Annotated in this window: 17 protein-coding genes and 5 pseudogenes; 18 read left to right on the top strand and 4 right to left on the bottom strand. The window is 50.3% G+C overall.

Going from position 1 to position 21392, the window contains the following annotated elements; translation table 11 throughout:
• Positions 1-97: 97 nt before the first annotated feature.
• The 7 genes from C0K55_RS22580 to C0K55_RS22550 all read left to right on the top strand — a co-directional run bounded on the left by C0K55_RS22580 (position 98) and on the right by C0K55_RS22550 (position 10620).
• Positions 98-466, top strand: a complete 369-nt coding sequence (locus C0K55_RS22580; RefSeq protein WP_235639524.1) for a DUF2726 domain-containing protein — start codon at positions 98-100, stop codon at positions 464-466.
• 40 nt (positions 467-506) lie between these two features.
• Complete coding sequence (gene traD, locus C0K55_RS22575) at positions 507-2693, top strand: type IV conjugative transfer system coupling protein TraD (RefSeq protein WP_105266897.1); 2187 nt, start codon at positions 507-509, stop codon at positions 2691-2693.
• Positions 2693-7909 (top strand): conjugative transfer relaxase/helicase TraI, encoded by a 5217-nt coding sequence (traI, locus tag C0K55_RS22570; RefSeq protein ID WP_105266896.1) that lies wholly within the window; start codon positions 2693-2695, stop codon positions 7907-7909. The genes traD and traI overlap by 1 nt, the downstream gene beginning before the upstream one ends.
• On the top strand, positions 7909-8667 hold the full coding sequence (traX, locus tag C0K55_RS22565; protein WP_105266895.1) for a type-F conjugative transfer system pilin acetylase TraX: 759 nt from the start codon (positions 7909-7911) through the stop codon (positions 8665-8667). Before traI ends, traX begins: the two co-directional genes overlap by 1 nt.
• A gap of 73 nt (positions 8668-8740) precedes the next feature.
• Positions 8741-9301, top strand: coding sequence for a fertility inhibition protein FinO (locus C0K55_RS22560; protein ID WP_105266894.1), 561 nt, complete (start codon positions 8741-8743; stop codon positions 9299-9301).
• Between the two features lie 132 nt (positions 9302-9433).
• Entirely contained in the window at positions 9434-9634 is a 201-nt protein-coding gene (locus C0K55_RS22555) for an ANR family transcriptional regulator (RefSeq protein ID WP_105225230.1), read from the top strand.
• 386 nt (positions 9635-10020) lie between these two features.
• On the top strand, positions 10021-10620 hold the full coding sequence (locus C0K55_RS22550; RefSeq protein ID WP_105266893.1) for a PIN domain-containing protein: 600 nt from the start codon (positions 10021-10023) through the stop codon (positions 10618-10620).
• 346 nt (positions 10621-10966) lie between these two features.
• Here the strand turns inward: C0K55_RS22550 and C0K55_RS26155 are convergent, their stop codons facing one another.
• Complete coding sequence (locus tag C0K55_RS26155) at positions 10967-11263, bottom strand: hypothetical protein (protein ID WP_105288950.1); 297 nt, start codon at positions 11261-11263, stop codon at positions 10967-10969.
• Between C0K55_RS26155 and C0K55_RS22540 the strand changes: the two genes are divergently transcribed.
• From C0K55_RS22540 to repA (C0K55_RS22515), 6 genes are all read left to right on the top strand, one after another.
• A complete protein-coding gene (locus tag C0K55_RS22540) occupies positions 11262-11468 on the top strand; it encodes a Hok/Gef family protein (protein WP_001558272.1) in 207 nt (68 codons plus the stop codon). The two genes, C0K55_RS26155 and C0K55_RS22540, sit on opposite strands and share 2 nt — an antisense overlap.
• Positions 11469-11799: 331 nt before the next feature.
• On the top strand, positions 11800-12090 hold the full coding sequence (locus tag C0K55_RS22535) for a type II toxin-antitoxin system TacA family antitoxin (RefSeq protein ID WP_105266892.1): 291 nt from the start codon (positions 11800-11802) through the stop codon (positions 12088-12090).
• The gene (locus C0K55_RS22530; protein WP_001558270.1) at positions 12081-12563 is read left to right on the top strand and encodes a GNAT family N-acetyltransferase; all 483 of its coding nucleotides are present in this window, start codon (positions 12081-12083) and stop codon (positions 12561-12563) included. The genes C0K55_RS22535 and C0K55_RS22530 overlap by 10 nt, the downstream gene beginning before the upstream one ends.
• Before the next feature lie 284 nt (positions 12564-12847).
• Complete coding sequence (gene repA, locus C0K55_RS22525) at positions 12848-13108, top strand: replication regulatory protein RepA (protein ID WP_000078108.1); 261 nt, start codon at positions 12848-12850, stop codon at positions 13106-13108.
• Positions 13109-13342: 234 nt separating this feature from the next.
• Entirely contained in the window at positions 13343-13417 is a 75-nt protein-coding gene (gene tap, locus C0K55_RS22520; protein WP_001367777.1) for a RepA leader peptide Tap, read from the top strand.
• Positions 13410-14267, top strand: a complete 858-nt coding sequence (gene repA, locus C0K55_RS22515) for an incFII family plasmid replication initiator RepA (protein ID WP_123057546.1) — start codon at positions 13410-13412, stop codon at positions 14265-14267. Before tap ends, repA (C0K55_RS22515) begins: the two co-directional genes overlap by 8 nt.
• Positions 14268-15086: 819 nt before the next feature.
• On the opposite strand, the gene C0K55_RS22510 is transcribed toward repA (C0K55_RS22515), so the two are convergent.
• Positions 15087-16097 (bottom strand): IS110 family transposase, encoded by a 1011-nt coding sequence (locus tag C0K55_RS22510; RefSeq protein WP_105267048.1) that lies wholly within the window; start codon positions 16095-16097, stop codon positions 15087-15089.
• Positions 16098-16514: 417 nt separating this feature from the next.
• Here C0K55_RS22510 and C0K55_RS27035 point away from each other — a divergent pair.
• Together C0K55_RS27035 and C0K55_RS22500 are read left to right on the top strand one after the other, a co-directional pair.
• Positions 16515-17139 (top strand): annotated as a pseudogene (locus C0K55_RS27035) (lysostaphin resistance A-like protein).
• A 92-nt stretch (positions 17140-17231) separates the two neighbouring features.
• Positions 17232-17330, top strand: a pseudogene (locus C0K55_RS22500) (AbrB/MazE/SpoVT family DNA-binding domain-containing protein); the annotation flags it as partial.
• A gap of 59 nt (positions 17331-17389) precedes the next feature.
• On the opposite strand, the pseudogene C0K55_RS22495 reads toward C0K55_RS22500, so the two are convergent.
• Positions 17390-17875, bottom strand: a pseudogene (locus tag C0K55_RS22495) (IS3 family transposase); the annotation flags it as partial.
• Between the two features lie 87 nt (positions 17876-17962).
• Between C0K55_RS22495 and C0K55_RS22485 the strand changes: the two are divergent.
• A pseudogene (locus C0K55_RS22485) lies at positions 17963-18112 on the top strand (IS91 family transposase); the annotation flags it as partial.
• A gap of 468 nt (positions 18113-18580) precedes the next feature.
• The gene (locus C0K55_RS22480; RefSeq protein WP_105225205.1) at positions 18581-19486 is read left to right on the top strand and encodes a hypothetical protein; all 906 of its coding nucleotides are present in this window, start codon (positions 18581-18583) and stop codon (positions 19484-19486) included.
• 259 nt (positions 19487-19745) lie between these two features.
• Here C0K55_RS22480 and C0K55_RS22475 read toward each other — a convergent pair whose 3' ends face one another.
• A complete protein-coding gene (locus C0K55_RS22475; RefSeq protein ID WP_105225206.1) occupies positions 19746-20534 on the bottom strand; it encodes a hypothetical protein in 789 nt (262 codons plus the stop codon).
• Between the two features lie 131 nt (positions 20535-20665).
• Between C0K55_RS22475 and istA the strand changes: the two are divergent.
• Positions 20666-21265 (top strand): annotated as a pseudogene (gene istA / locus C0K55_RS22470) (IS21-like element IS21 family transposase); the annotation flags it as partial.
• Positions 21266-21392 lie beyond the last annotated feature (127 nt).

Below are 21392 nucleotides of genomic sequence, written 5' to 3'. Positions count from 1 at the left end.
CCTGATCCTTCCCGGAAGAACGAAGAAATATACAGGGAATCAGAAATACATTGACCGGCTTTTAAAAAAACATCGTTGTTATCAGTCAAAGCATTTTATGACTGCGCGCGAACGTGAATTTTTTCGTGAACTCTGCCGCGCGCTGGCGGGATACCCTTTGCTGGTGATGGCGCAGGTTCGTCTGGTTGATGTGGTTCAGGTTTGCCCCGGGTTCTCTGAGGCAGAGAACAGAAGGTTATTCCGGCAGATTTCGCAATGGCACTGTGATTATGTGGTTGTGGATCAGCAGGATTTCACTGTCAGGGCCATTATCGAACTGGATGATCGCTCTCATCTGCGCCCGGAACGTCAGCGCCGGGATGCGTTATTTAATCTGGTTGTCATTCAGGCCGGTATTCCGTTGCACCGGCCCCGTTCTGTTAAACAGGTGAATGACGTCGCCGCCAGTATTATTCGCCATATCTGATTTTTATTTTTCTGATGTTCTTTAATAACCGGGTACTTATATGAGCTCAACCAAACATATCACGCAGGGTGGGCAGGTATTCAGCTATATGCTGAATATGTTCATGCAGGTAAACAAACGCGTTTCATTCTGGTTAATCTGGTTTTTCGTTATTTTTTTGCCGCTATTTTTCTGGTTGCGTCTGCCCTGGGAAACTATCCGTAATGGCGGACTGTACTGGTGGTTGTCACTTACTGCCCGTGGAGAAAAGGCGCTGTACCGGGTTCCGCCTGTCTATGACATTCCCTGGAACGGGCAGGTGTTGCACGCAACGTCGGAGCAGATCCTGAAAGACGATTATATGGTCTGGGCCGGCAATATGTTCCTCCAGGAGCTGTATCTGGCTTTGTTCTGGGCCTCTGTGGCGGTCGGCGTGCTGGCCTTTCTGATTTTCCGTTTTCTGCGTCGTCTGGGGGAAAAACAGGCACAGGATGAGCGCATGGGGGGCCGTGAGTTGACTGATGATGTGAAAGCTGTGGCCCGGGAGATGCATCGTCGTGGGCAGGCTTCCTCTATCTGTATCGATCAGCTTCCGCTGATATTAAATGGCGAAGTGCAGTATCTGATGATGTACGGCACGCCGGGATCGGGTAAGTCCAACACCATCAACAAGCTGCTGAAGCAAATCCGGGCACGCGGCGATATGGCCATTATTTACGATAAAGGCTGTTCCCTGATTAAAAAGCACTTTAATGAACGGGATGACACCCTGCTTAATGCGCTTGATCGCCGCTGTGCGTACTGGGATATGTTCCGTGAGTTTGAGTCCATTCCGGATTTTGACAGTGCAGCAAGCACGCTGATTCCGATGGGCACAAAAGAAGACCCCTTCTGGCAGAGTTCCGCCCGTACCATTTTTTCTGCGGTGTCATATCGTCAGAAAAAGAAAGGTATCCACTCCTACAACGCGTTGTTGCGTACGCTGCTTGCCATTGATCTGAAGGCCCTGCGTGACTATCTGGCCGGAACGGAGGCCAGCAACCTGGTGGAAGAGAAGGTGGAAAAGACTGCCATCTCCATCCGTAGTGTGCTGACCAACTATGTCAAGGCATTGCGTTATCTGCAGGGTATTGAACGTACCGGACGTCGTCCGTTTACCATCCGGGAGTGGATGAGTGCTGTCAACGATCCACAGATTAAGCAACATGGCTGGTTGTGGGTGACCAGTAATGCCCGCCAGCATGAGTCACTGAAACCACTGATTTCCATGTGGCTGGCGCAGGCGGCTAACTGTCTGCTGGGTATGGGGGAAAACCTGCACCGCAGAGTCTGGTTTATCTACGATGAGCTTCCTTCACTGAACAAACTGCCGGAGTTGCCGGGCGTGCTGGCTGAGGCACGACGATTTGGTGGGTGTTTTGTGCTGGGGTTTCAGGCCAAAGCCCAGATGGATTTTACTTACGGAAAAGAGACGGCTGACGCCATGCTGGGGCTGGTGAATACCCGTTTCTTTTTTCGATCGCCATCCAGCACAGAAGCGGAATGGGTACAACGTGAGATTGGGCAGCGCCGGGATAAGGTTTTCAGTGAGCAGTACAGCTATGGTGCGGATACCGTGCGTGACGGTGTCTCCTTCAGCAAGGTGGAAGAAGACCGCTATCTGGTGAACTACACCGATATCCAGAAACTGCCCAATCTCAGCTGCTATGTCACGTTTCCCGGTGATTATCCGGCTGTTCGTATGAGTATGCGTTACGAAAAGATAAAGGACTGTGCAGAGGATCTGCAGATGCGGGAAATCAACGACAGCCTTGATCCGGAGATTGAATCTGAAATCAGCCGCCGCGAAGAGGAAGAGGGCGATATTACGGCGCTGTTGGCCCGGCTGGAGCAGGGTGAGGTCAGAAAAGATGACGAACAGAACAAAACGGCGCCCCAGCCTGAACAGGCAGAATCACTTAACAATCCGGTACTGGCTGCAGCGGTGACTCAGGGGACAGCGGCTGCGATGACAGGCGGGACGGGTGAGAGCAACCCTGTGGAAGAAAAGGCACCTGTGGCGGAGCTGACTGAAATTGTGGACAAAGAAACCGGGGAAATCCTGTATCCGGACGATGAGCGGTATGACGAACTCTGCAGAGATTCAGGCCAGGCACAGGAAGCAATGCGACAGGATGAACGCAATCTGGTGAGTCACCAGACGAATGAAGCGCGTGAACAGGATGATGACCGCGAGGTGAACTGGTAATGCTGAGTATTGCACCCATTGCCGGTGGTGGCGCAGGCTATTACACATCGCAGGATAACTACTATTTTCTGGGCAGCATGCAGTCCCGGTGGTTAGGGGAAGGGGCAAAATTGCTGCAACTGGAAGGGCCGGTGGATGCTTTCCGGCTGGATGAGCTGATTGCCGGACGTCTGCCCAATGGCGTCAGTCTGGAGAGAATGGAAGGCGGCATTAATGTGCATCGCAGCGGTTATGATCTGACATTTTCTGCCCCCAAAAGTGTGTCTGTACTGATTGCGCTGTATGGTGAGAATCGTTTACTGGAGGCCTGGAACAGGGCAGTAAGTGAAACGCTAAAAGAAGTTGAATCGCTGGTTTCCAGCCGGGTGATGAAAGAGGGAGAGACAGAGACACAACTGACACAGAAAGCGGTTATTGCCACATTTAATCATGACACTTCACGGAATCTGGATCCGCAACTTCATACCCATGCATTGTTCCTGAATATGACACCAACGGAAAGTGGCTGGCGAACGCTGGCAAGCGGTACGGTCAGGAAAGACGGATTTATTGAAGCTGTTTATGCGAACCAGTTAGCTCTGGGGCAGATACAACTGAATTTATTGCGCCGTCAGGTTGAGGCGATGGGCTATGAGACGGTGGATACCGGGAAAAATGGTCTGTGGGAGATTAAAGGTGTTCCGGTCGATATTTTCTCAACCCGCAGTCAGCAAATCCGGGAAGCGGTCGGGGATGATGCATCGGCTAAATCCCGCAGTGTGGCTGCGCTGGATACCCGTCGTGCCAAACAGAAAGAGCCGGACAGAGAAGAACTGCTGACAGAGTGGCATGAGCGTATTGACCGGACAGGATTCAGTTACCGGGCATTGCGGGAGAAAGCGGCAGAACGGGAAGCCCTGCTGCAGTCTGCCCGTTCTGTTTCTGAACCGGAAAAGGCTGTTTTGTCAGGAGAGGCCGGAGGGTATTCTCAGCGGGAGCAATTGTCTTCATCCACTTCTGACCAGCGTGAAGGCGTGACCGTACCGTCAGTGATGCGGGATGCTGTGTCACAGGCTATCTCCCTGCTGAGCGACCGCAGGGCGCAGTTTACCTACTCCGATGTCCTGAGCAGGACGTTGGCACTGGTGGAGGCTGAACCGGGCAGTATTGCCATGGCTCGTGCCGGGATTGAGCAGGCCATCAGCAGCGGCGAACTGGTGCCACTTGATAAGGAAAAAGGGCTTTTCACCTCCTCCATTCATCTGCTCGATGAGCTGAGTGTGCAGCAGCTGGCACAGCAGGCGATGCGCGAAAACCGGGTAATGGTGGCCATGCGACCTGAAATGCCCCTGCAGGGCGCGGCTGCGATTCTGGCTGACACACTGCCTGCGGTGGCCATTATCAGCACCGGGCGGGGAATGGCGACACAGCGGGAGCAGATACAGGCTGTAGTGGCGATGTCAGAAGGTCAGGGACGGCAGGTGCAGGTGATGGCACCGGACAGGAAGATGACTACTTTTCTGGCAGAGCAGCAGGGGCTGAACGGAAAAGTGAGCGGGAAGGATTTGCTGACCGGGGAGGGGCTGAAGCATGACAGTACGCTGGTGATTGCCGGCGCGGAGAAACTGTCTGTTAAGGAGACAGTCACGCTGCTTGACCAGGCGTTGCGTAACAATGTGCAGGTGCTGCTGATGGATGGCGGGGGTCGTAAGGGCACCGGAAATGCGCTGGCCACACTGGAAGACGCCGGCGTGGTGCGGCTTCAGGGGGGAACGGACAGGGGCGTCAGGGTGTCGGTGATAAGTCACGGTGACCGCCGGCAGCGTTATGAACAGCTGGCCCTGGATTATGCTGTTCTGCACACACAGGGCGAGAGCGTGGTGGCGCAGGCCCCTGGTCGTGAGCAGCGGGCGCTGACGGAGGCCATCCGTCAGTCACTGAAAGCGGCCGGAGAGCTGGGCGACAGGGAGGTAACGGTATCCACGCTGACGCCGGTGTTCCTCGACAGTAAAAACCGCAGACTGACGGACAGCTACCGGGAAGGACAGATACTGGAACGGTATGATGCAGAGCGCCGGAGGTCTGAGCGTTACACCATTGACCGGGTGACGGCCCGCAGTCGCACACTGACGCTGACGGATGAGAAAGGCAGAAGTCAGCTGATAAAGGTCCGGGACATGGACAGCAGCTGGCGGTTGTATCAGCCCGGAACGCTTCCGGTGGCTGAAGGTGAAAAGCTGATGCTGCTCGGCAGTCACGGAAAACTGCGTGCAGGTGACAGTGTCACGGTTGAACGCATCACAGACCGGACGCTGACGGTCCGGCAGGGGGAGCGCCGGCATCGCCTTCCGGTTGCAGACGGACTGAAAATCAGTCAGGGATACGTGACCACGCCCGGAAAAACGGTGAGTGAACAGGGCGTTGTTCTGGCTGCCGTCTCTGCCCGTGACACGCAGGCACAGACGCTGAACACACTGGCCACCAGTGGTGACCGGGTGCAAATTTATACGTCACTGTCAGAAGAAGACGCACATGCGCGTCTTGCCCGTTCTCCACTTTACCGGCAGGCCCGGGAGCAGGTCAGTCCGGAGGGTAAGCCGCTGGATACAGCCATGCAGCAGGCCCGGGACAGTGTGATGCCGGTGACTGAAAAAGCGGTACGTCAGGCCATAACGCTGGCACAGGGCAGCAGTGTGGTCTTTTCCCGTCAGGATGTGGTACTGGAGGCACTGAAAGCGCATCCGTCAGTGACACCATACGGTATTCACCACACATTTGCAGAACTGGTTCAGCGCGGAGAAATCCTGTCCGTGCCGGGTGACGGAAGTGCCGGTCGTTATGTGCCGGCTGAAACCTGGCTGCAGGAAAAAGCCATTCTGCGCACAATGGCAGAAGGAAAGAACACGCAACGCCCGCTGATGGAAACTGTGGACCCGTCTCTCCTGACTGGTCTGACGTCAGGCCAGCAGGCAGCCAGCCGGTTGATTCTTGAAAGCACGGACCGTTTTGTGGCCATTCAGGGCTATGCCGGTGTGGGGAAAACCACACAGTTTCGCAGTGTCCTGGCGGCGCTGGACACGTTGCCGGAAGGGCTGCGGCCGGTTGTGCTGGGGCTGGCGCCCACGCACCGGGCCGTCAGTGAAATGCAGGGTGTAGGGGTGAAAGCACAGACTATCGCCTCTTTTCTGATGGACACGGAGCGACGTCAGCAGAGTGGTGAACAGCTTAACTTCTCAAATACCCTGTTTCTTATCGATGAAAGCTCCATGGTGGGCAACCGGGACATGGCTGACGCACTGGTCCGCATCGCCGCCGCAGGAGGTCGTGCGGTTCTGTCCGGTGACTGTCTGCAGTTACAGCCGGTGGCCAGTGGTGCGCCTTTTACCCTGATGCAGCAGCGCAGCGCCATCGATGTGGCGGTGATGAAAGACATTGTGCGTCAGTCACCGGAACTGCGACCGGCGGTGTATGCCCTGCTGGAAGGGCGTACCGGCGAGGCGCTGGACACGATACGCCGCGTTTCACCGGAACAGGTGCCCCGGGATAATGGCGCATATGTACCGGCATCATCGGTGACTGAAATTCGCCAGACCCGCGAACAGAGAGAAACGCAGGGAGACAGGGTGATATCCGCCATCGTGGATGATTACACCGGACGCACTGCAGAGGCCCGGCGTCAGACGCTGATTGTCACCCAGACAAACGCGGATGCAATGGCCATAAATGCCGGCATTCATGACCGTCTGCATGAGGCCGGAAAGAGCGGAGAGCAGGAACTTCCGGTAACGGTGCTGGTCAGGGAAAAAACACAGACAGAAGCCCTGAAATCCGTTGCAGGACTGGCACAGCATAATGGCGGTGTGGCGCTGATAAATCAGCAGTATTACACCATTCACAGCCCTGATGCAGCAAACGGTGTGGTGATGCTGCGTGATGCAGAAGGCCGGGACCACCTGCTTTCCGCTTTTGAAAGCAGTCTGCGGGATATTGCGGTATTTTCCCGGCGTGAAATCCGGCTGTCGGAAGGTGACCTGGTGCGCTTCACCCGCCAGGACCGGGAACAGGGACGGGATACCCAGACACTGTGGGAGGTTTCCGGGATAGCTGATAACGGTGATATCACGCTGAAGCACGGTGAAAATACCCGGCTGGTTCAGCCGGGGCGTGAGATGTCGGATATGCATCTGGATTACGGCTATGCCGGTACGGCACACCGGGCACAGGGGGCCAGTGAAGCCTTTGTGATAGCCCTGGCCGGGGCAACTGACGCGCGCCAGCGGCTTGCCTCCCTCAGTGATGCGTATGTGGCGCTCTCGAGGATGAAGCAGCATGTGCAGGTGTATACCGATGATACCGGAAAATGGCTGGCATCCGTGGCGGCCAGTGAAAGCCGGAAGACAGCGCATGATGTGCTGGACGTTCAACAGGATGTTCATGCCACAACAGCTCAGAATCTGTGGGACAGTGCCCGGACGCTTAATCAGAATGCGCTGGGGCGGGCGTTACTGCGGGAAACCGGGTTACCGGACCACAGTGAAGCCCGCTTCATCAGTGGCAGCCGCAAATATCCGGCACCGCATGTGGCCTGGCCGGCTTACGACCGGAACGGCAGACAACAGGGTGTCTGGTTGCAGGAAATCCGTATGGATGAAGAGGGGCGAATGCAGGGACTGGATGAGCAGGGCAGATGGCTGGGGCGTGATGATGCCGGCGTTGTGGTTCTGCAGCAGAGCCACAATGGCGTAACGCTGACGGCATCAGACCCGGCATCTGCACTGGCGCTGGCCCGACAGTACCCTGAAAGTGGTGTTGTGCTGCAACAGGATACCGCGCCACTTCCCGGCTGGTTGCTTCAGAAGTTAACGCAGGGACAGGCAGAAATGACACCTGAAGCCATGAACACTGCACAGGCTGCACAGAATACCGACGCAGAACAGCTCAGTCTGCAGACGCCGGAGGAGCGGGCACGCCAGGAGGCAGAAAAAGCGGTCAGGGAAACCCTGCAGCAGGATGAGACGCGGAACATACTGCCGGCAGATAATGAGGCCATGCAGGCTGCAGAAAATGCGGTGGCAGAACAGGAAATCAGGGCAGCCGGACAGACAGCAGCCCGTGAAGAGAAAGAAAACGCACAATTACTTCAGTATGAAGTGGCTGCCCTGAAACGCATAAACGCACAGGAGCAGTTGCGGCAGATGGAGAAAGAACTGGTGATTGACAGAGAGAAGACGCTCTGATGGAAAACAAAGAGTGTTCCTGTAAGGATGATGTACGGAATCCCGGTGCCTTGCCTTTGTTGTCTCTGGCACCATTACAACGTGACATTATCAAAATCGTGGCATTTCTGGCGATGGCAGGTGACCACATTGCCACAGCATTTCATGTGGGGAGTCCCTGGCTTAACCTGACCGGGCGGTGCGCCTTCCCGCTTTTCGCACTGATGGCGGGCTGTAACCTGGCGGGGCGGCAGATACGACAGGCTGCCGTAAATCGCCTGTGGCTGATGGCAGTGCTGGCGCAACCCGTATTCTGGCTGGCATTTCGGGGGACAGGAAATCAGTGGTGGGAACTGAACATTCTGTTCTGCTTTGCCGTGGTGATGCAGGTGGTCTGTTTCTGGCAACGCCCTGATGCCATAAAAGGTGCCATAACCGGAACCATGCTGGCACTGTATCTGCCGTTCAGTACTGCCAGTTATGGCTGGCAGGGACTGGTGATGCTGCTGGCAGCTGTATCCGTCTGGCAGGTGCCGGAGCAGTACCAGGGGCGGTTATTTTTACTGTGGCTGTGCTCTGTTGTATGGCTGAACAGTGCAAACGGTGCCGCCCCCGTGCTGGCCGGTATGGGCATGACACTGATGGTATTGTGTTTTGTGCATGAGTATGTACCTGCATCATCAAAGCGCCTGCAGATAAGCCGGTGGTTTGCAGAAGGTTATGCCCTGCATCTGCTGATTATTGCCGGGATGGTTAACGGACTGCAGGTGCATGCTTAACATACCGTGATGAAATATGGCATAAAAGGCTGAAGCAACGCCAGCGGCAGAATATAACGACAGGTATTCGCAAATGACAGAGCAGAAACGACCGGTACTGACACTGAAGCGGAAAACAGAGGGAACAACACCTGTCCGCAGCCGGAAAACCATCATCAATGTCACCACGCCACCAAAATGGAAGGTGAAAAAGCAGAAGCTGGCCGAGAAAGCGGCCCGGGAAGCAGAGCTGGCGGCTAAAAAGGCGCAGGCCAGACAGGCGCTGTCCATTTATCTGACCCTGCCCACGCTGGATGAGGCCGTGAATACCCTGAAGCCCTGGTGGCCGGGATTATTTGACGGTGACACGCCCCGGCTTCTGGCCTGCGGTATCCGTGACGTGTTACTGGAAGACGTGGCGCGGCGGAATATCCCGCTCTCGCATAAAAAACTGCGCAGGGCGCTGAAGGCCATTACCCGTTCAGAAAGCTATCTTGGCGCAATGAAAGCCGGTGCCTGCCGGTATGACACGGAAGGGTATGTGACGGAGCATATTTCTCAGGAAGAGGAAGCGTATGCGGCAGCGCGTCTGGCAAAAATTCGTCGCCAGAACCGGAGAAAAGCCGAACTTCAGACCGTGCTGGATAAACAGTAAAAAAGCCTCCCTCAGAAGCAAGGGAGGCAAACAATAATGCTCAAAAGGAAACAACTTCCTACCCGAAGGAAGTCAGTTCAGTGAATTATTTAACACAGAAATACTGACAGAGGAAAGAGAGGGCAGATACAAATGGACGGATTCAGAAGCCATTCACGGGACGCTCAGGTCTGGCGTTACCAGCGTGCCGGAAGCCGTGCCGTCAGCCTGGAGGTCAGGGGATTCCGGAAGGAGGCCGCTGAAGCATGGCTCCTGGCTGCCCGTGTGGCGCCCCGTACAGACTGGCAGCAGTTTGCCCGACAGAGAGCTGAGCACTGCCAGCGGCGGGGATAACGAAAAAACGGCCAAAAAAAAGACCTCCCCTGAGCAAAGGAGGCCAAAAATCATTCATAGCGTATCACTGACATTGAATGAATGCTCTGTACATCAACCCTGTGAAGCTACCACCGGTTAATGCCGGGAGGTTGCGGGAAGAAAGATAACACACAGTCATTACGTGGTTAATATCTGTCAGAATGTTTTTTGTGACCATAAACTGTCAGATGGATAAAAAAAAGACCGTCATATGACGGTCAGTGTTGTCCTGTCAGGGACAAATGCATTCAGTAAGGAGAGCAAAATAATAACATCACGTTGCCCGGCTGTTAATATCAGGCGATGTTAAGTGTTATTTATGACTCTTTTATCTGGTTGTGAAGTCTGTTAATCAGGAAGAGAAAATGGCGACCGGAAAATCAGAGAAGCAACAGGTGATTGCCTTTATCGATTACGAGAACTGCAGTAACCTGACAGAAATTGCCTTAAATATATATACGGAGTTAATTATATTCGCGGGCGCGAAACAGAATAATGTGGCACTGCCAGTAAACGCTTTCCCTGAAGCAGTAAAAGTCACACTCCGGCATGTCAGTGAAGTCTCCCGGAACAATGTTGATTTTCATCTGGTGCTGGAGCTGGGGCAGTGTGTATGCCGTTACGGGCCGGAGAAGGAATACCATATTGTTTCCGCTGACAAGGGATATGACGGTATTGTCCGGACACTGCAGGCGCGCGGGATTCGCTGCCGTCGCGTCTCCCCGGATAAGGCGTCATCAGTAAAGATGGCTGCACCCGACATGGATATCGTTATCCGGTGGGCAAACAAAATTCAACAGGCAGCGCGGGAGGTTCGTAATATGCCGGTAACAGAAAGGGCATTTAATATTTATTTAAAATCACAGATGCGTGGTGAATGGCGTGATGTCCTGACCAATGGTATCCGGGATGAACTGGTTCGCCGCGGGGTAATGAAAATTCCGGGGAATAAAATCATCTGGTAATACAGGCAGCAGAAAATAGAATTATATTTTTTATAAAAACAGAAAGGTCGAAAATCAATAATGGCATTTATTTCCATGACAAGACAGAAAGCGCCGTACAGATATGCAAGCAAGACCCGGTTATCGATAAGACGAACAGACTCAGGCTCTGCCGGGTGTTATGTGACGGTTGCCGTTCGGGGGAAGCAGGAATTTATTATTGCTGAACTTGATTCAGAAGCCCGGAAAATCAGACTGAAACTGACGGACTCGTATGAAGAAGGGGTAAAGTTGTCTTCAGGTACGTTTACGCTTCCGGCCAGATTCTGCAGGGAAATACTGCCGGATGACGTCCGGAGTATCACCATTATTCTGGAAAAAAGCGACGATGAGTGGTGGTACGGGAGTTACTGATACGTGGCAGAACTCCGGACACTGACGCCTTCGCGTTGCTCAGTTGTCCAACCCCGGAAACGGGAAAAAGCAAGTTTTCCCCGCTTCCGGCGTTTCTGCAATAAAAAGCGGGGGCATGGAGGTCGTCGTAACCAGACAGGAATGTGGTATTATCGCGGCGGGTGTCTGAGCCTTTCTGGTTCAGGCAAGACGCAGGTTCCAGAAATGCAAAGACCCCACTCGTTAATCCATTAACTCGTGAGGTCTGCATGAAGTATCTCGACACTACTGATTGTAGCCTCTTCCTTGCAGAGAGGTCAAAGTTTATGACGAAATATGCCCTTATCGGGTTGCTCGCCGTGTGCGCCACGGTGTTGTGTTTTTCGCTGATATTCAGGGAACGGTTATGTGAGCTGAATATTCACAGGGGAAATACAGTGGTGCAGGTAACTCTGGCCTACGAAGCACGGAAGTAAGCTGCCGGGCGGGGACGGAAGTCCCCGCTTTCCGGAAGTGTGAGGTATTTCAGGGGCAGACACCCGACATGCCAGAAACCGCCGGTCCCGCCCGGGGCTGGCACGCAGGTTCAGGTGTTTTCTGTTTTTTCGTTATTTCATTATCAAAATCACATTAAACGGTCGTAATCAGACATGATTTGTGCGCCAACACAGATCATTGTCACAATTTTCAAGTCTCTATCATTGTTTTTATCAGGGGGTATTTTTCCCGTAAGTGATTTTGTATAGCGATCTGTTACCATTTGCGATAATATTCATTGTATAGCAAATCGTTACCAATGGAGGTTTTATGTCCACTACAGCAAGCGTCCGTAAAATACCGCGAGAAAATCAGATTAACATCCGGGCAACTGATGAGGAAAGAGCCGTTATTGATTATGCTGCGAGCCTGGTCAATAAGAATCGTACCGATTTCATCATTGAACTGGCTTACCAGGAAGCTAAAAACATCATTCTGGATCAACGTTTATTTGTATTGGATAACGAACGTTATAATTCGTTTATTACGCAACTGGAAGCTCCTGTACAGAATGCAGAAGGGCGTGAACGTCTGATGGCGGTAAAGCCTGAATGGAAATAAATGTCACCGCGCCGGCATTGCTGACAGATGAGCATATACTTCAGCCATTTGATTGTGGGAATGAGGTGTTAAGTAACTGGTTGCGTGGTCGGGCTATGAAAAACCAGATGCTCAATGCTTCCCGCACGTTCGTCATTTGTCTGGAGGATACTTTACGTGTTGTGGGGTATTACTCATTAGCTACTGGTTCTGTCACACATGCCGAGCTTGGGCGCAGTTTGCGCCATAATATGCCCAATCCTGTACCTGTTGTTCTTTTAGGGCGTCTGGCTGTCGATGTTTGTACTCAGGGACATGGTTTCGGTAAATGGCTGCTGAGTGATGCCATTCATCGGGTTGCCAATCTGGCTGAACAGGTTGGCATTAAGGCTGTTATGGTTCATGCAATTGATGATGACGCCAGAGTTTTTTATGAGCATTTTGGTTTTGTTCAGTCAGTTGTGGCACCTGATACCTTGTTTTATAAAATTTGATGTTACGCAATTTTATTGGGCGTAGCTTTATAATGATGTAAATCGATAGTCCCTCGGACTAGCTTTCACATTTTAGAAATCGCCGATCCCGCCCGGGGCCGGCACACATGTTTAGTTATTTTCTGTTTTTTCGTCATTTCATTATCAAAATCACATTAAACGGTCGTAATCAGACATGATTTGTGCGCCAACACAGATCATCGTCACAACTTTCAAGTCGCTGATTTCAAAAAACTGTAGTATCCTCTGCGAAACGATCCCTGTTTGAGTATTGAGGAGGCGAGATGTCGCAGATCGAAAATGCAGTAACTTCCTCACCGAAACGCATTTACAGAAAAGGTAATCCGTTAACCGGAGCCGAGAAACAACGCATATCTGTTTCCCGGAAAAAGGGGACACATAAAGCGATTAATGTTTTCATCCAGAGTGAACTCAAAGATGATTTGACACAGCTTTGTAAAGATTCGGGCTTAACTCAAAAAGAAATGATAGAGCACTGGATTTTGAAAGAAAAAGCTGCGATGGATGATGCGAATAGAAGGTAACTAAGTTACTTTCTTGAGCATTTGAATTGCGGATGCTAGATTACTGATCGTTTAAGGAATTTTGTGGCTGGCCACGCCATAAGGTGGCAGGGAACTGGTTCTGATGTGGATGTACAGGAGCCAGAAAAGTGAAAACCCCGATAATCTTCTTTAACTTTGGCGAGCTAGAAAGATTACCGGGGCCATCTAAAAACCGTATAGCCAACAATTCAGCTATGCGGGGAGTATAGTTATATGCCCGGAAAAGTTCAAGACTTCTTTCTGTGCTCACTCCTTCTGTGCATTGTAAGTGCAGGATGGTGTGACTGATCTTCAACAAACGTATTACCGCCAGGTAAAGAACCCGAATCCGGTGTTCACACCCCGTGAAGGTGCCGGAACGCTGAAGTTCTGCGAAAAACTGATGGAAAAGGCGGTGGGCTTCACCTCCCGTTTTGATTTCGCTATTCATGTGGCGCATGCCCGTTCGAAGGGACTGCGTCGGCGCATGCCACCGGTGCTGCGTCGACGGGCTATTGATGCGCTGCTGCAGGGGCTGTGTTTCCACTATGACCCGCTGGCCAACCGTGTCCAGTGCTCCATCACCACGCTGGCCATTGAGTGCGGGCTGGCGACGGAGTCTGGTGCAGGAAAACTCTCTATCACCCGTGCCACCCGTGCCCTGACGTTCCTGTCAGAGCTGGGGTTGATTACCTACCAGACGGAATATGACCCGCTTATCGGGTGCTACATTCCTACCGATATCACGTTCACACCGACACTGTTTGCTGCTCTCGATGTGTCTGAGGAGGCAGTGGCTTCCGCACGCCGCAGCCGCGTGGAATGGGAAAACAGACAGCGTAAAAAGCAGGGACTGGATACCCTGGGTATGGATGAACTGATTGCGAAAGCCTGGCGTTTTGTGCGTGAGCGTTTCCGCAGTTACCAGACAGAGCTTAAGTCCCGGGGAATAAAGCGTGCCCGTGCGCGTCGTGATGCGAACAGGGAACGTCAGGATATCGTCACCCTGGTGAAACGGCAGCTGACGCGTGAAATCGCGGAAGGACGTTTCACTGCCAGTCGTGAGGCGGTAAAACGCGAAGTTGAGCGTCGTGTGAAGGAGCGCATGATTCTGTCACGTAACCGTAATTACAGCCGGCTGGCCACAGCTTCCCCCTGAAAGTGACCTCCTCAGAATAATCCGGCCCGCGCCGGAGGTATCCGCACACCTGAAGCCTGGCAGTGCACAAAAAAAGCAGCACCACATACAAAAACAACCTCATCATCCACCTTCTGCTGCATCCGGTTCCCCCTGTTTTTGATTCAAAACACGTCTAACAGACGGGTAATTTTGCTTATCCACATTAAACTGCAAGGGACTTCCCTATAAGGTTACAACCGCTTATGTCATAAAGCGCCAGCCGCCAGCCTTACAGGGTGCAATGTATCTTTTAAACACCTGTTTATATCTCCTTTAAACTACTTAATTACATTCATTTAAAAAGAAAACCTATTCACTGCCTGTCCTGTGGACAGACAGATATGCACCTCCCACCGCAAGCGGCGGGCCCCGACCGGAGCCGATTTAGTTACAACATGCAAACATAAACCCCGGAAAAACCCCGGTTTCGCGCAGAACTGAAACCACAAAGCCCCTCCATCATAACTGAAAAGCGCCGCCGCCCCGGCCCTTCGGGCCGGAACAGAGTCGCTTTTAATTATGAATGTTGTAACTATCCAACATCATCGCTGTCAGTATTCTGGCTGGACGTATTGAGTACACGCTCGTAAGCGGCCCTAAAGGCCCGCTAACGCGGAGATACGCCCCGACTTCGGGTAAACCCTTGTCGGGGCCACTCCGACCGCGCACAGATGCTCTATCATGGCTGAAAGCGGGTATGGCTTAGCAGGGCTGGGGATGGGTAAGGTGAAATCTATCAATCAGTACCGGCTTACGCCGGGCTTCGGCGGTGTTACTCCTGTACCATATGTAACTACATCATGCCGCCTTACATGCGCTACGCGCATATGAAGACAAATAGCCCACATCAAACGGTTTTTGGGTCTTCAGTACGCCATAGCACCAGTGCACGAGTTTTCTCATCAGCGCACCAATGGCACACATTTTGGCCTTACCTCTCAGGCATAATCGCTCATACATCGCTTTCATCAATGGGTTAAATCTCAGACCACACAACGAAACCAGATACAGTTTTGCCCGGATTTCCGGCGGACCAATTTTTGACAGTTTCGGACACCCTCTGACCGAGGTGCCGGAATATTTTTCAACGGGAACGACACCTAAAAATGTAGCCGCCTGTTCTGCTGTGGCGAAATCATGGCTCCGCAGGATGACAAGCATATTCAGACCTAACTGATAACCTACGGATTTTATTGACGTCAGCAGGTCAAAATCCTTTTTTAATTCAGGATGCTGGTTAAGGTGTGAACGGATCAGTCTGTCCAGACGTTTAATTTCTGCGTTCAACTGACCAATCATTGCCTCTACGGATTCAGCTATAACAGAAGGTGTGTCTGTTGCCAGGTATTTTTCCAGCCTGTTTTTTTCGCGAGTGCTGTCAGCCACAAGAGCATCACGTCTGCGGAGCAGTGCACTGAGATGGCGGACTTCTTCCGGTGGAGGAAGCCATGGCTCCGGTGCTTTAAGCGCGCCATAGCAAGCCAGCATATAAGCATCAACCCGGTCATTTTTGGTCAGCATTCCCATACCCCGGGCAAACTCACTTGCCCTGTGTGGGTTGGCAAGTGATATCCGGCCCCCGGCTTTGTGAAGCCCGTAAGCCAGTGATTTATGATAAACACCAGTGGCTTCCATGATGATATGGACATCTTCAGGTTTACAATGTTGCTTACTGAGCCAGGCTATTACCGCGCTGACAGCATTAATATCATTCTGAAGCTTTCGGGTTTTAACTCTGCCTTTTACGCCTTCGCGCAGCAGGCACAAATCCAGCGTTTTCTTGCTGACATCAATACCTAACTGAAACATGAATATTCTCCTTTCACCAAACCATCACGCCTATTCCCCTTGTACATGCAGAGTCATCGCTCTTGGCAACCGTTCAATGTTAATGCTGGCGTGAAAGGTGAAGCAGAGGGCTTTTGCTGCTAATCAAAGTCTGACTGTTCAGGGCTGGGACAAGCTCACTCTGCTTCATATGATGGTAGCTAGCCATCGAGCCCTATTACATACAAGGGCTGGGGATGGGTAAGGTGAAAGCTATCAATCAGTACCGGCTTATGCCGGGCTTCGGCGGTTTTACTCCAGTGTCATATGAAACAACTGAGTGCCTCCTTCCATGCCGCTGGTGCGGCATATCCTGGTGACGATATCTGAATTGATATACATGTGTATATACGTGGTAATGACAAAAATAGGACAAGTTAAAAATTTACAGGAGATGCAATGATTCAGACACGTAATCAATATCTGCTGGTTATGCTGGCTGCATGGGGCATTAGCTGGGGAGCCAGATTTGTCATGGAGCAGGCAGTTCTGTTTTATAGGTCAGGAAAAAACTATTTGTTCTTCAGTCATGGTGCTGTTCTGCTGTGTGTTTTCCTAGTATACCTCCGTTGGATAGCTCCGCTACCGATCTTTGGTTAGCTGCGCAACGTTGGCGTACCGTGGCTGGTCGGTGCGGTGGCCGCGGTGTATGTCGGTGAATTTCTGCTCGGTAAGGTGCTAGCTCTGCCTGCTGAGCCATTTATAACGAGACTTTTTGCCGATAAGTCCATACCTGACGTTGCTGGCCATCTTTATCCTTGCCCCGCTGAATGAGGAAACGCTGTTCCGGGGGATTATGCTAAACGTCTTCCGTTCACGGTACTGCTGGACGATGTGGCTGGGGGCGCTGATAACGTCGTTGTTGTACGTCACCGCGCACAGCCAGTATCAGAACCTGCTGACACTGGTAGAACTGTTCTTGGTGGGGTTGATTACATCAGCGACTAGGATCAGAAGTGGTGGCCTGCTGCTGCCGGTATTGCTGCATATGGAAGCAACCACGCTGGGTTTACTGTTTGGTTGAAAGTTATATTTTTATTAAACATTGCGCGTTAAAGCCTGGTGTGTTTTTTTAGTGGATGTTATATTTAAATATAACTTTTATGGGGGTGAAGAATGCATACCACCCGACTGAAGAAGGCTGGCGGCTCAGTTATGCTGACCGTCCCACCGGCACTGCTGAATGCGCTGTCTCTGGGTACAGATAATGAAGTTTGTCAACGCCACGATGTTTGACCGTTATGGTGATGCGGACGATTTCCTGGACTGCTTTATCATTCCAGCCCGCATTGTTGGCGGTACATTTTGGGGCTGACGGCACCCAGCGATAATTTTATACGCCGCTCGTTATACCATCTGATGTAAGCATCCACTTGCTGCATGAACTTTTCTGGCGTGATGCCCGACCATTTACGCCCATAATACATTTCCGTTTTCAGTCTGCCGAAAAAGCCTTCGCATGCGGCATTATCAGGTGAACATCCTTTACGGGACATTGAGCGAATAAGACCTGCTGCATTCACTCTTTCCAGCCAGCCTGGCCAGCGATAATGCCCACCTCTGTCACTGTGTATCACCGGTCGTTCGCCAGCATTTAACGTTTCGACAGCGCTATCCAGCATAGTGTTGACCAGTTCAGCATCGGGGCATGTACTGAGAGACCAGCTCACAACTTTTCCATCGAAGCAGTCCACCACCGGTAATAGCCAGACCTTTCCTGCAGGAAGCTGGAACTCCGTGATATCTGTCAGCCATTTCTGATATGAAAGTGAATAAGAAATAATAAAGTTCCGGCTTCTGAACTTGCTGCCGTCATGAAGCAGATTAAAGAATTCCAGCGCCTGCTCGGCAAGTGTCAGCGGTTACTGAAGGTAGATCCGCTGAAGTACGTGCTGTGCGGGAGTCAGATGCGGTTTACGGGGCTGAAGAGGGGGGACCGTCTGGCAGAGCTGGTTATGATGCATGAGCCGCTGGTCCGAATGCGGTGGCATGGCTGAGAGTCGCAGAGGGGAAGTTGCGTCTATTTTCAGAAAAATGGAGCAAAAAAGCGTCACTGTTATCAGGTATCAATCAATAACCCCCTTTTAATTGTCAGTGCTGCATTCATGGCTCGCAGCCAGTGTTGAATAACCATTCGTTTTTTTGGGGAGGGGTATCTTTTGGGGATTTAAATTCCTATCGTTCAATTAATATTATGCCATCTTCAATAATGTGGAAACAGCCTAAAATCAGATAATTATCGGCATTTACAAGTTGACATTGTCTCCGTTATTTTATAATGATGTTGTTGTTTTAATGTTATTTGCAATATAAAACAGGTGATTTTTTAGTTAAATAGTGAGGTACAAATGATTGGGCGTGTCCAATATAATGGAAGTCTTGGTTCCATACGTTTACATCAGCACACACAAAGCTCTGGCGAAGCCGGTTATTCGGGAAACAGAATAATAAGGAGAGTCAATAGCATGCCGAATATTTTTCATCGTTCAGGCATCACTAATTCTCAAAAGAAAATTGCTGACGCCAGAAGAATAGAGAAACGCTCTGTAAATCAACAAACAAGCACAAAGCAACCTTATAAATATGTCTTAGGGCCTGCAAAAAACCAACCTTCTGTCTGGGGGCCTGCAAAAAAACAATCTTTGCCCTCTTTATCTTATTTATCAGGGCGGAGCATTAAAGAGCAATTCTCTTCTAAGCGAGGAGACCTTGTGTATGGACTTGGGCTAGAGAGGTTTAAACTATTACAGAGAATATATCCCAGCGATCAACTTAAAGATACGCACATTCAATGTATTGACAGTATGAATGAGGCGAAAAGAGACTGTGCCTGGCATGCAGTATATAAAGGCTCAGCCAATGATGAGTACACTCAACTTCGTAAAAATCATGAGTCTTTTGAAGATATTGATGCATATATCCATACCATGCGTCAACAAGACGCTATCGGTGAAAAAGATCAAAAGTTCAATACCAGAAAAAGATTTGAAGATTTTTATAAGTTGGAAAAAAAACTAACTGGTGCAAGAGAAAAACTTGATGATGATTCTCTGCGTCTACTTTCCAAGGAATTTTATAATATAATTAAAAGAAGTTGTAAGGCTGGGATTATGGCCGTCACACTTGATAGTAGCAAGTATCATATACATTTTTCGCTGGATGGAATTGATATGAATAGTGTTGTTACTAAAAATAGTTCTTATTCACCAATAAACATGCCTTCTTATACGGGAGTGGAGTTACGCTGTGCTTATAGATTAAGAGAACAGTTAAAAGGTAAATTACATTTTTATGAAAATGGAGTTGAAGTTTCTGCTCCTTGGGAGAGAGAGCCAGAACTATGGCGAAAATATACTCCAAAGAGTTCTTAAAAGCCTCATCATTTAATTGTACCAGTCGCGACTTGATCTGACACATAACCTTGAAAGATTGAGAGTTACCGCTTTTGATATGGATGTCGAATCCTTATACAAAACCCGAGGTAACTCTCATGCTTCATATGAGGTAGCCTGAGTTTAACGTAATAACGCCGGTGTCATGGTGGTGTCTGCTATTGCCTGTACACCTCAGTCGGAGATCGGACTGTATCCACTGCACTTCCGCTTTTACCCCGCAGTGCAATCTGCTATCTCAGAACCTGACGCCCTGTTCTTTTTCGATATAATCGCTAATAGATGTTAATATACTTTTATTTTTTGTTATCGGATTGTGGCTTTCGTAGTTATCAACAAAAAACCTTTTGCCAATTTGATTTAATTTAAACTTGGGATTTATTTTTTCATTAACCCAATCATTTTTTGAATTTACATTTATTATATTATTGCATTTATAGTCACTCTGTAGTTTCTTTACTGTTCTGTTGGTTAAACCTAAAGCATTAAAATTAACCACTTTCATGCCAGTTTTAACTCCAGCATATGTTGCAAATACGCCCCCCATTGAATGACCAACAAGTGTTGTATTAGATTTATTTTTAAAAGAAGATATTATAAAAAGAGCATCCTCCATTTCCTTTTTCCCAAACCCCATCATGTTTTTTGATATAAAATGAAGATCACGCAATGAATCAACCCCATAAAATACAACAAGACGTTGATTTGTGAAATCAAAAACTTTTGCTTTGACTGCTCCCATCTCGATATATGGAGTGTTGCCATCATATTTAATATATTTATGTAACCTTTCTGGATATAAGCGAATATCCAGTGGCTTTAAAAAATTATCAACATCGTCAGCCAGCACTCGCATTGATAGATAAACGCCTGAAGCCGTTTTACCATCTATTTCTGATTGTTTTTCCTGAGCAATACGATGCCTTGAAACTTTTACGACCCGGCCTCCAAGTTGGCCTGTTTCTCTGACATCTTGTATATTTTGGCTGGAATTTAGAATATTATTCTGTCCTATTTTCCCAATCATACATTCCTTCCTGTTAGCTCCTATTTTCTGTGTCAGCGCCAGTGATATAAGACGGTAATTCACCATTTGGATTGTCCGCTCCACCCAACATGTTGTTTCCTTAAGGTTCTCACACCAGAAAGGACATCAACATGCTGAGCAGAGAGGACTTTTACATGATAAAGCAAATGCGCCAGCAGGGCGCGTACATTGTCGATATTGCGACTCAGATTGGTTGCTCTGAACGGACGGTCAGACGCTACCTCAAATACCCTGAACCGCCAGCCAGAAAGACCCGCCACAAAATGGTTAAGCTGAAACCGTTTATGGATTACATCGACATGCGCCTGGCAGAGAATGTCTGGAATAGCGAGGTTATCTTCGCGGAGATTAAGGCAATGGGTTATACGGGTGGACGTTCCATGCTGCGTTACTACATCCAGCCCAAACGTAAAATGCGTCCGTCAAAAAGAACAGTTCGCTTCGAAACTCAGCCTGGATACCAGCTCCAGCACGACTGGGGCGAAGTTGAGGTGGAGGTTGCCGGGCAACGGTGCAAAGTTAACTTTGCGGTTAATACGCTGGGGTTCTCCCGCCGCTTCCATGTCTTCGCCGCACCAAAACAGGATACTGAGCATACCTACGAATCACTGGTTCGCGCCTTCCGCTACTTCGGTGGTTGTGTGAAAACGGTGCTGGTTGATAACCAGAAGGCTGCGGTGCTGAAGAATAACAACGGGAAAGTCGTGTTCATCGATAGGAATTTAAAACCCGGAAAGATCGAAAAAACACCAGAAAGCGAATCACCGGGCGACATCTCACGCGTCTTATATTATTTGTATTGTCGATTAAAACGCATTGATTGATTGGAGTTGGGTA

It is taken from the genome of Escherichia sp. MOD1-EC6098 (assembly GCF_002965865.1).
In the GTDB taxonomy this organism is placed as follows: domain Bacteria; phylum Pseudomonadota; class Gammaproteobacteria; order Enterobacterales; family Enterobacteriaceae; genus Escherichia; species Escherichia marmotae.
Note: the sequence above shows the minus strand (reverse complement) of the source record. Positions and strands in the feature narration are given on the sequence as shown.

Bases quoted from the DNA above. Each gene is read 5' to 3' on its own strand.
- C0K55_RS26155 (WP_105288950.1), bottom strand. From the start codon at position 11,263: ATGCAGACCTCACGAGTTAATGGATTAACGAGTGGGGTCTTTGCATTT.
- C0K55_RS22480 (WP_105225205.1), top strand. From the start codon at position 18,581: ATGCCGAATATTTTTCATCGTTCAGGCATCACTAATTCTCAAAAGAAA.
- traX (WP_105266895.1), top strand. From the start codon at position 7,909: ATGGAAAACAAAGAGTGTTCCTGTAAGGATGATGTACGGAATCCCGGT.
- traI (WP_105266896.1), top strand. From the start codon at position 2,693: ATGCTGAGTATTGCACCCATTGCCGGTGGTGGCGCAGGCTATTACACA.
- C0K55_RS22550 (WP_105266893.1), top strand. From the start codon at position 10,021: ATGGCGACCGGAAAATCAGAGAAGCAACAGGTGATTGCCTTTATCGAT.
- repA (WP_000078108.1), top strand. From the start codon at position 12,848: ATGTCGCAGATCGAAAATGCAGTAACTTCCTCACCGAAACGCATTTAC.
- C0K55_RS22510 (WP_105267048.1), bottom strand. From the start codon at position 16,097: ATGTTTCAGTTAGGTATTGATGTCAGCAAGAAAACGCTGGATTTGTGC.
- C0K55_RS22560 (WP_105266894.1), top strand. From the start codon at position 8,741: ATGACAGAGCAGAAACGACCGGTACTGACACTGAAGCGGAAAACAGAG.
- C0K55_RS22475 (WP_105225206.1), bottom strand. From the start codon at position 20,534: ATGATTGGGAAAATAGGACAGAATAATATTCTAAATTCCAGCCAAAAT.
- C0K55_RS22540 (WP_001558272.1), top strand. From the start codon at position 11,262: ATGAAGTATCTCGACACTACTGATTGTAGCCTCTTCCTTGCAGAGAGG.
- traD (WP_105266897.1), top strand. From the start codon at position 507: ATGAGCTCAACCAAACATATCACGCAGGGTGGGCAGGTATTCAGCTAT.
- C0K55_RS22555 (WP_105225230.1), top strand. From the start codon at position 9,434: ATGGACGGATTCAGAAGCCATTCACGGGACGCTCAGGTCTGGCGTTAC.
- C0K55_RS22535 (WP_105266892.1), top strand. From the start codon at position 11,800: ATGTCCACTACAGCAAGCGTCCGTAAAATACCGCGAGAAAATCAGATT.
- C0K55_RS22530 (WP_001558270.1), top strand. From the start codon at position 12,081: ATGGAAATAAATGTCACCGCGCCGGCATTGCTGACAGATGAGCATATA.
- C0K55_RS22580 (WP_235639524.1), top strand. From the start codon at position 98: ATGACTGCGCGCGAACGTGAATTTTTTCGTGAACTCTGCCGCGCGCTG.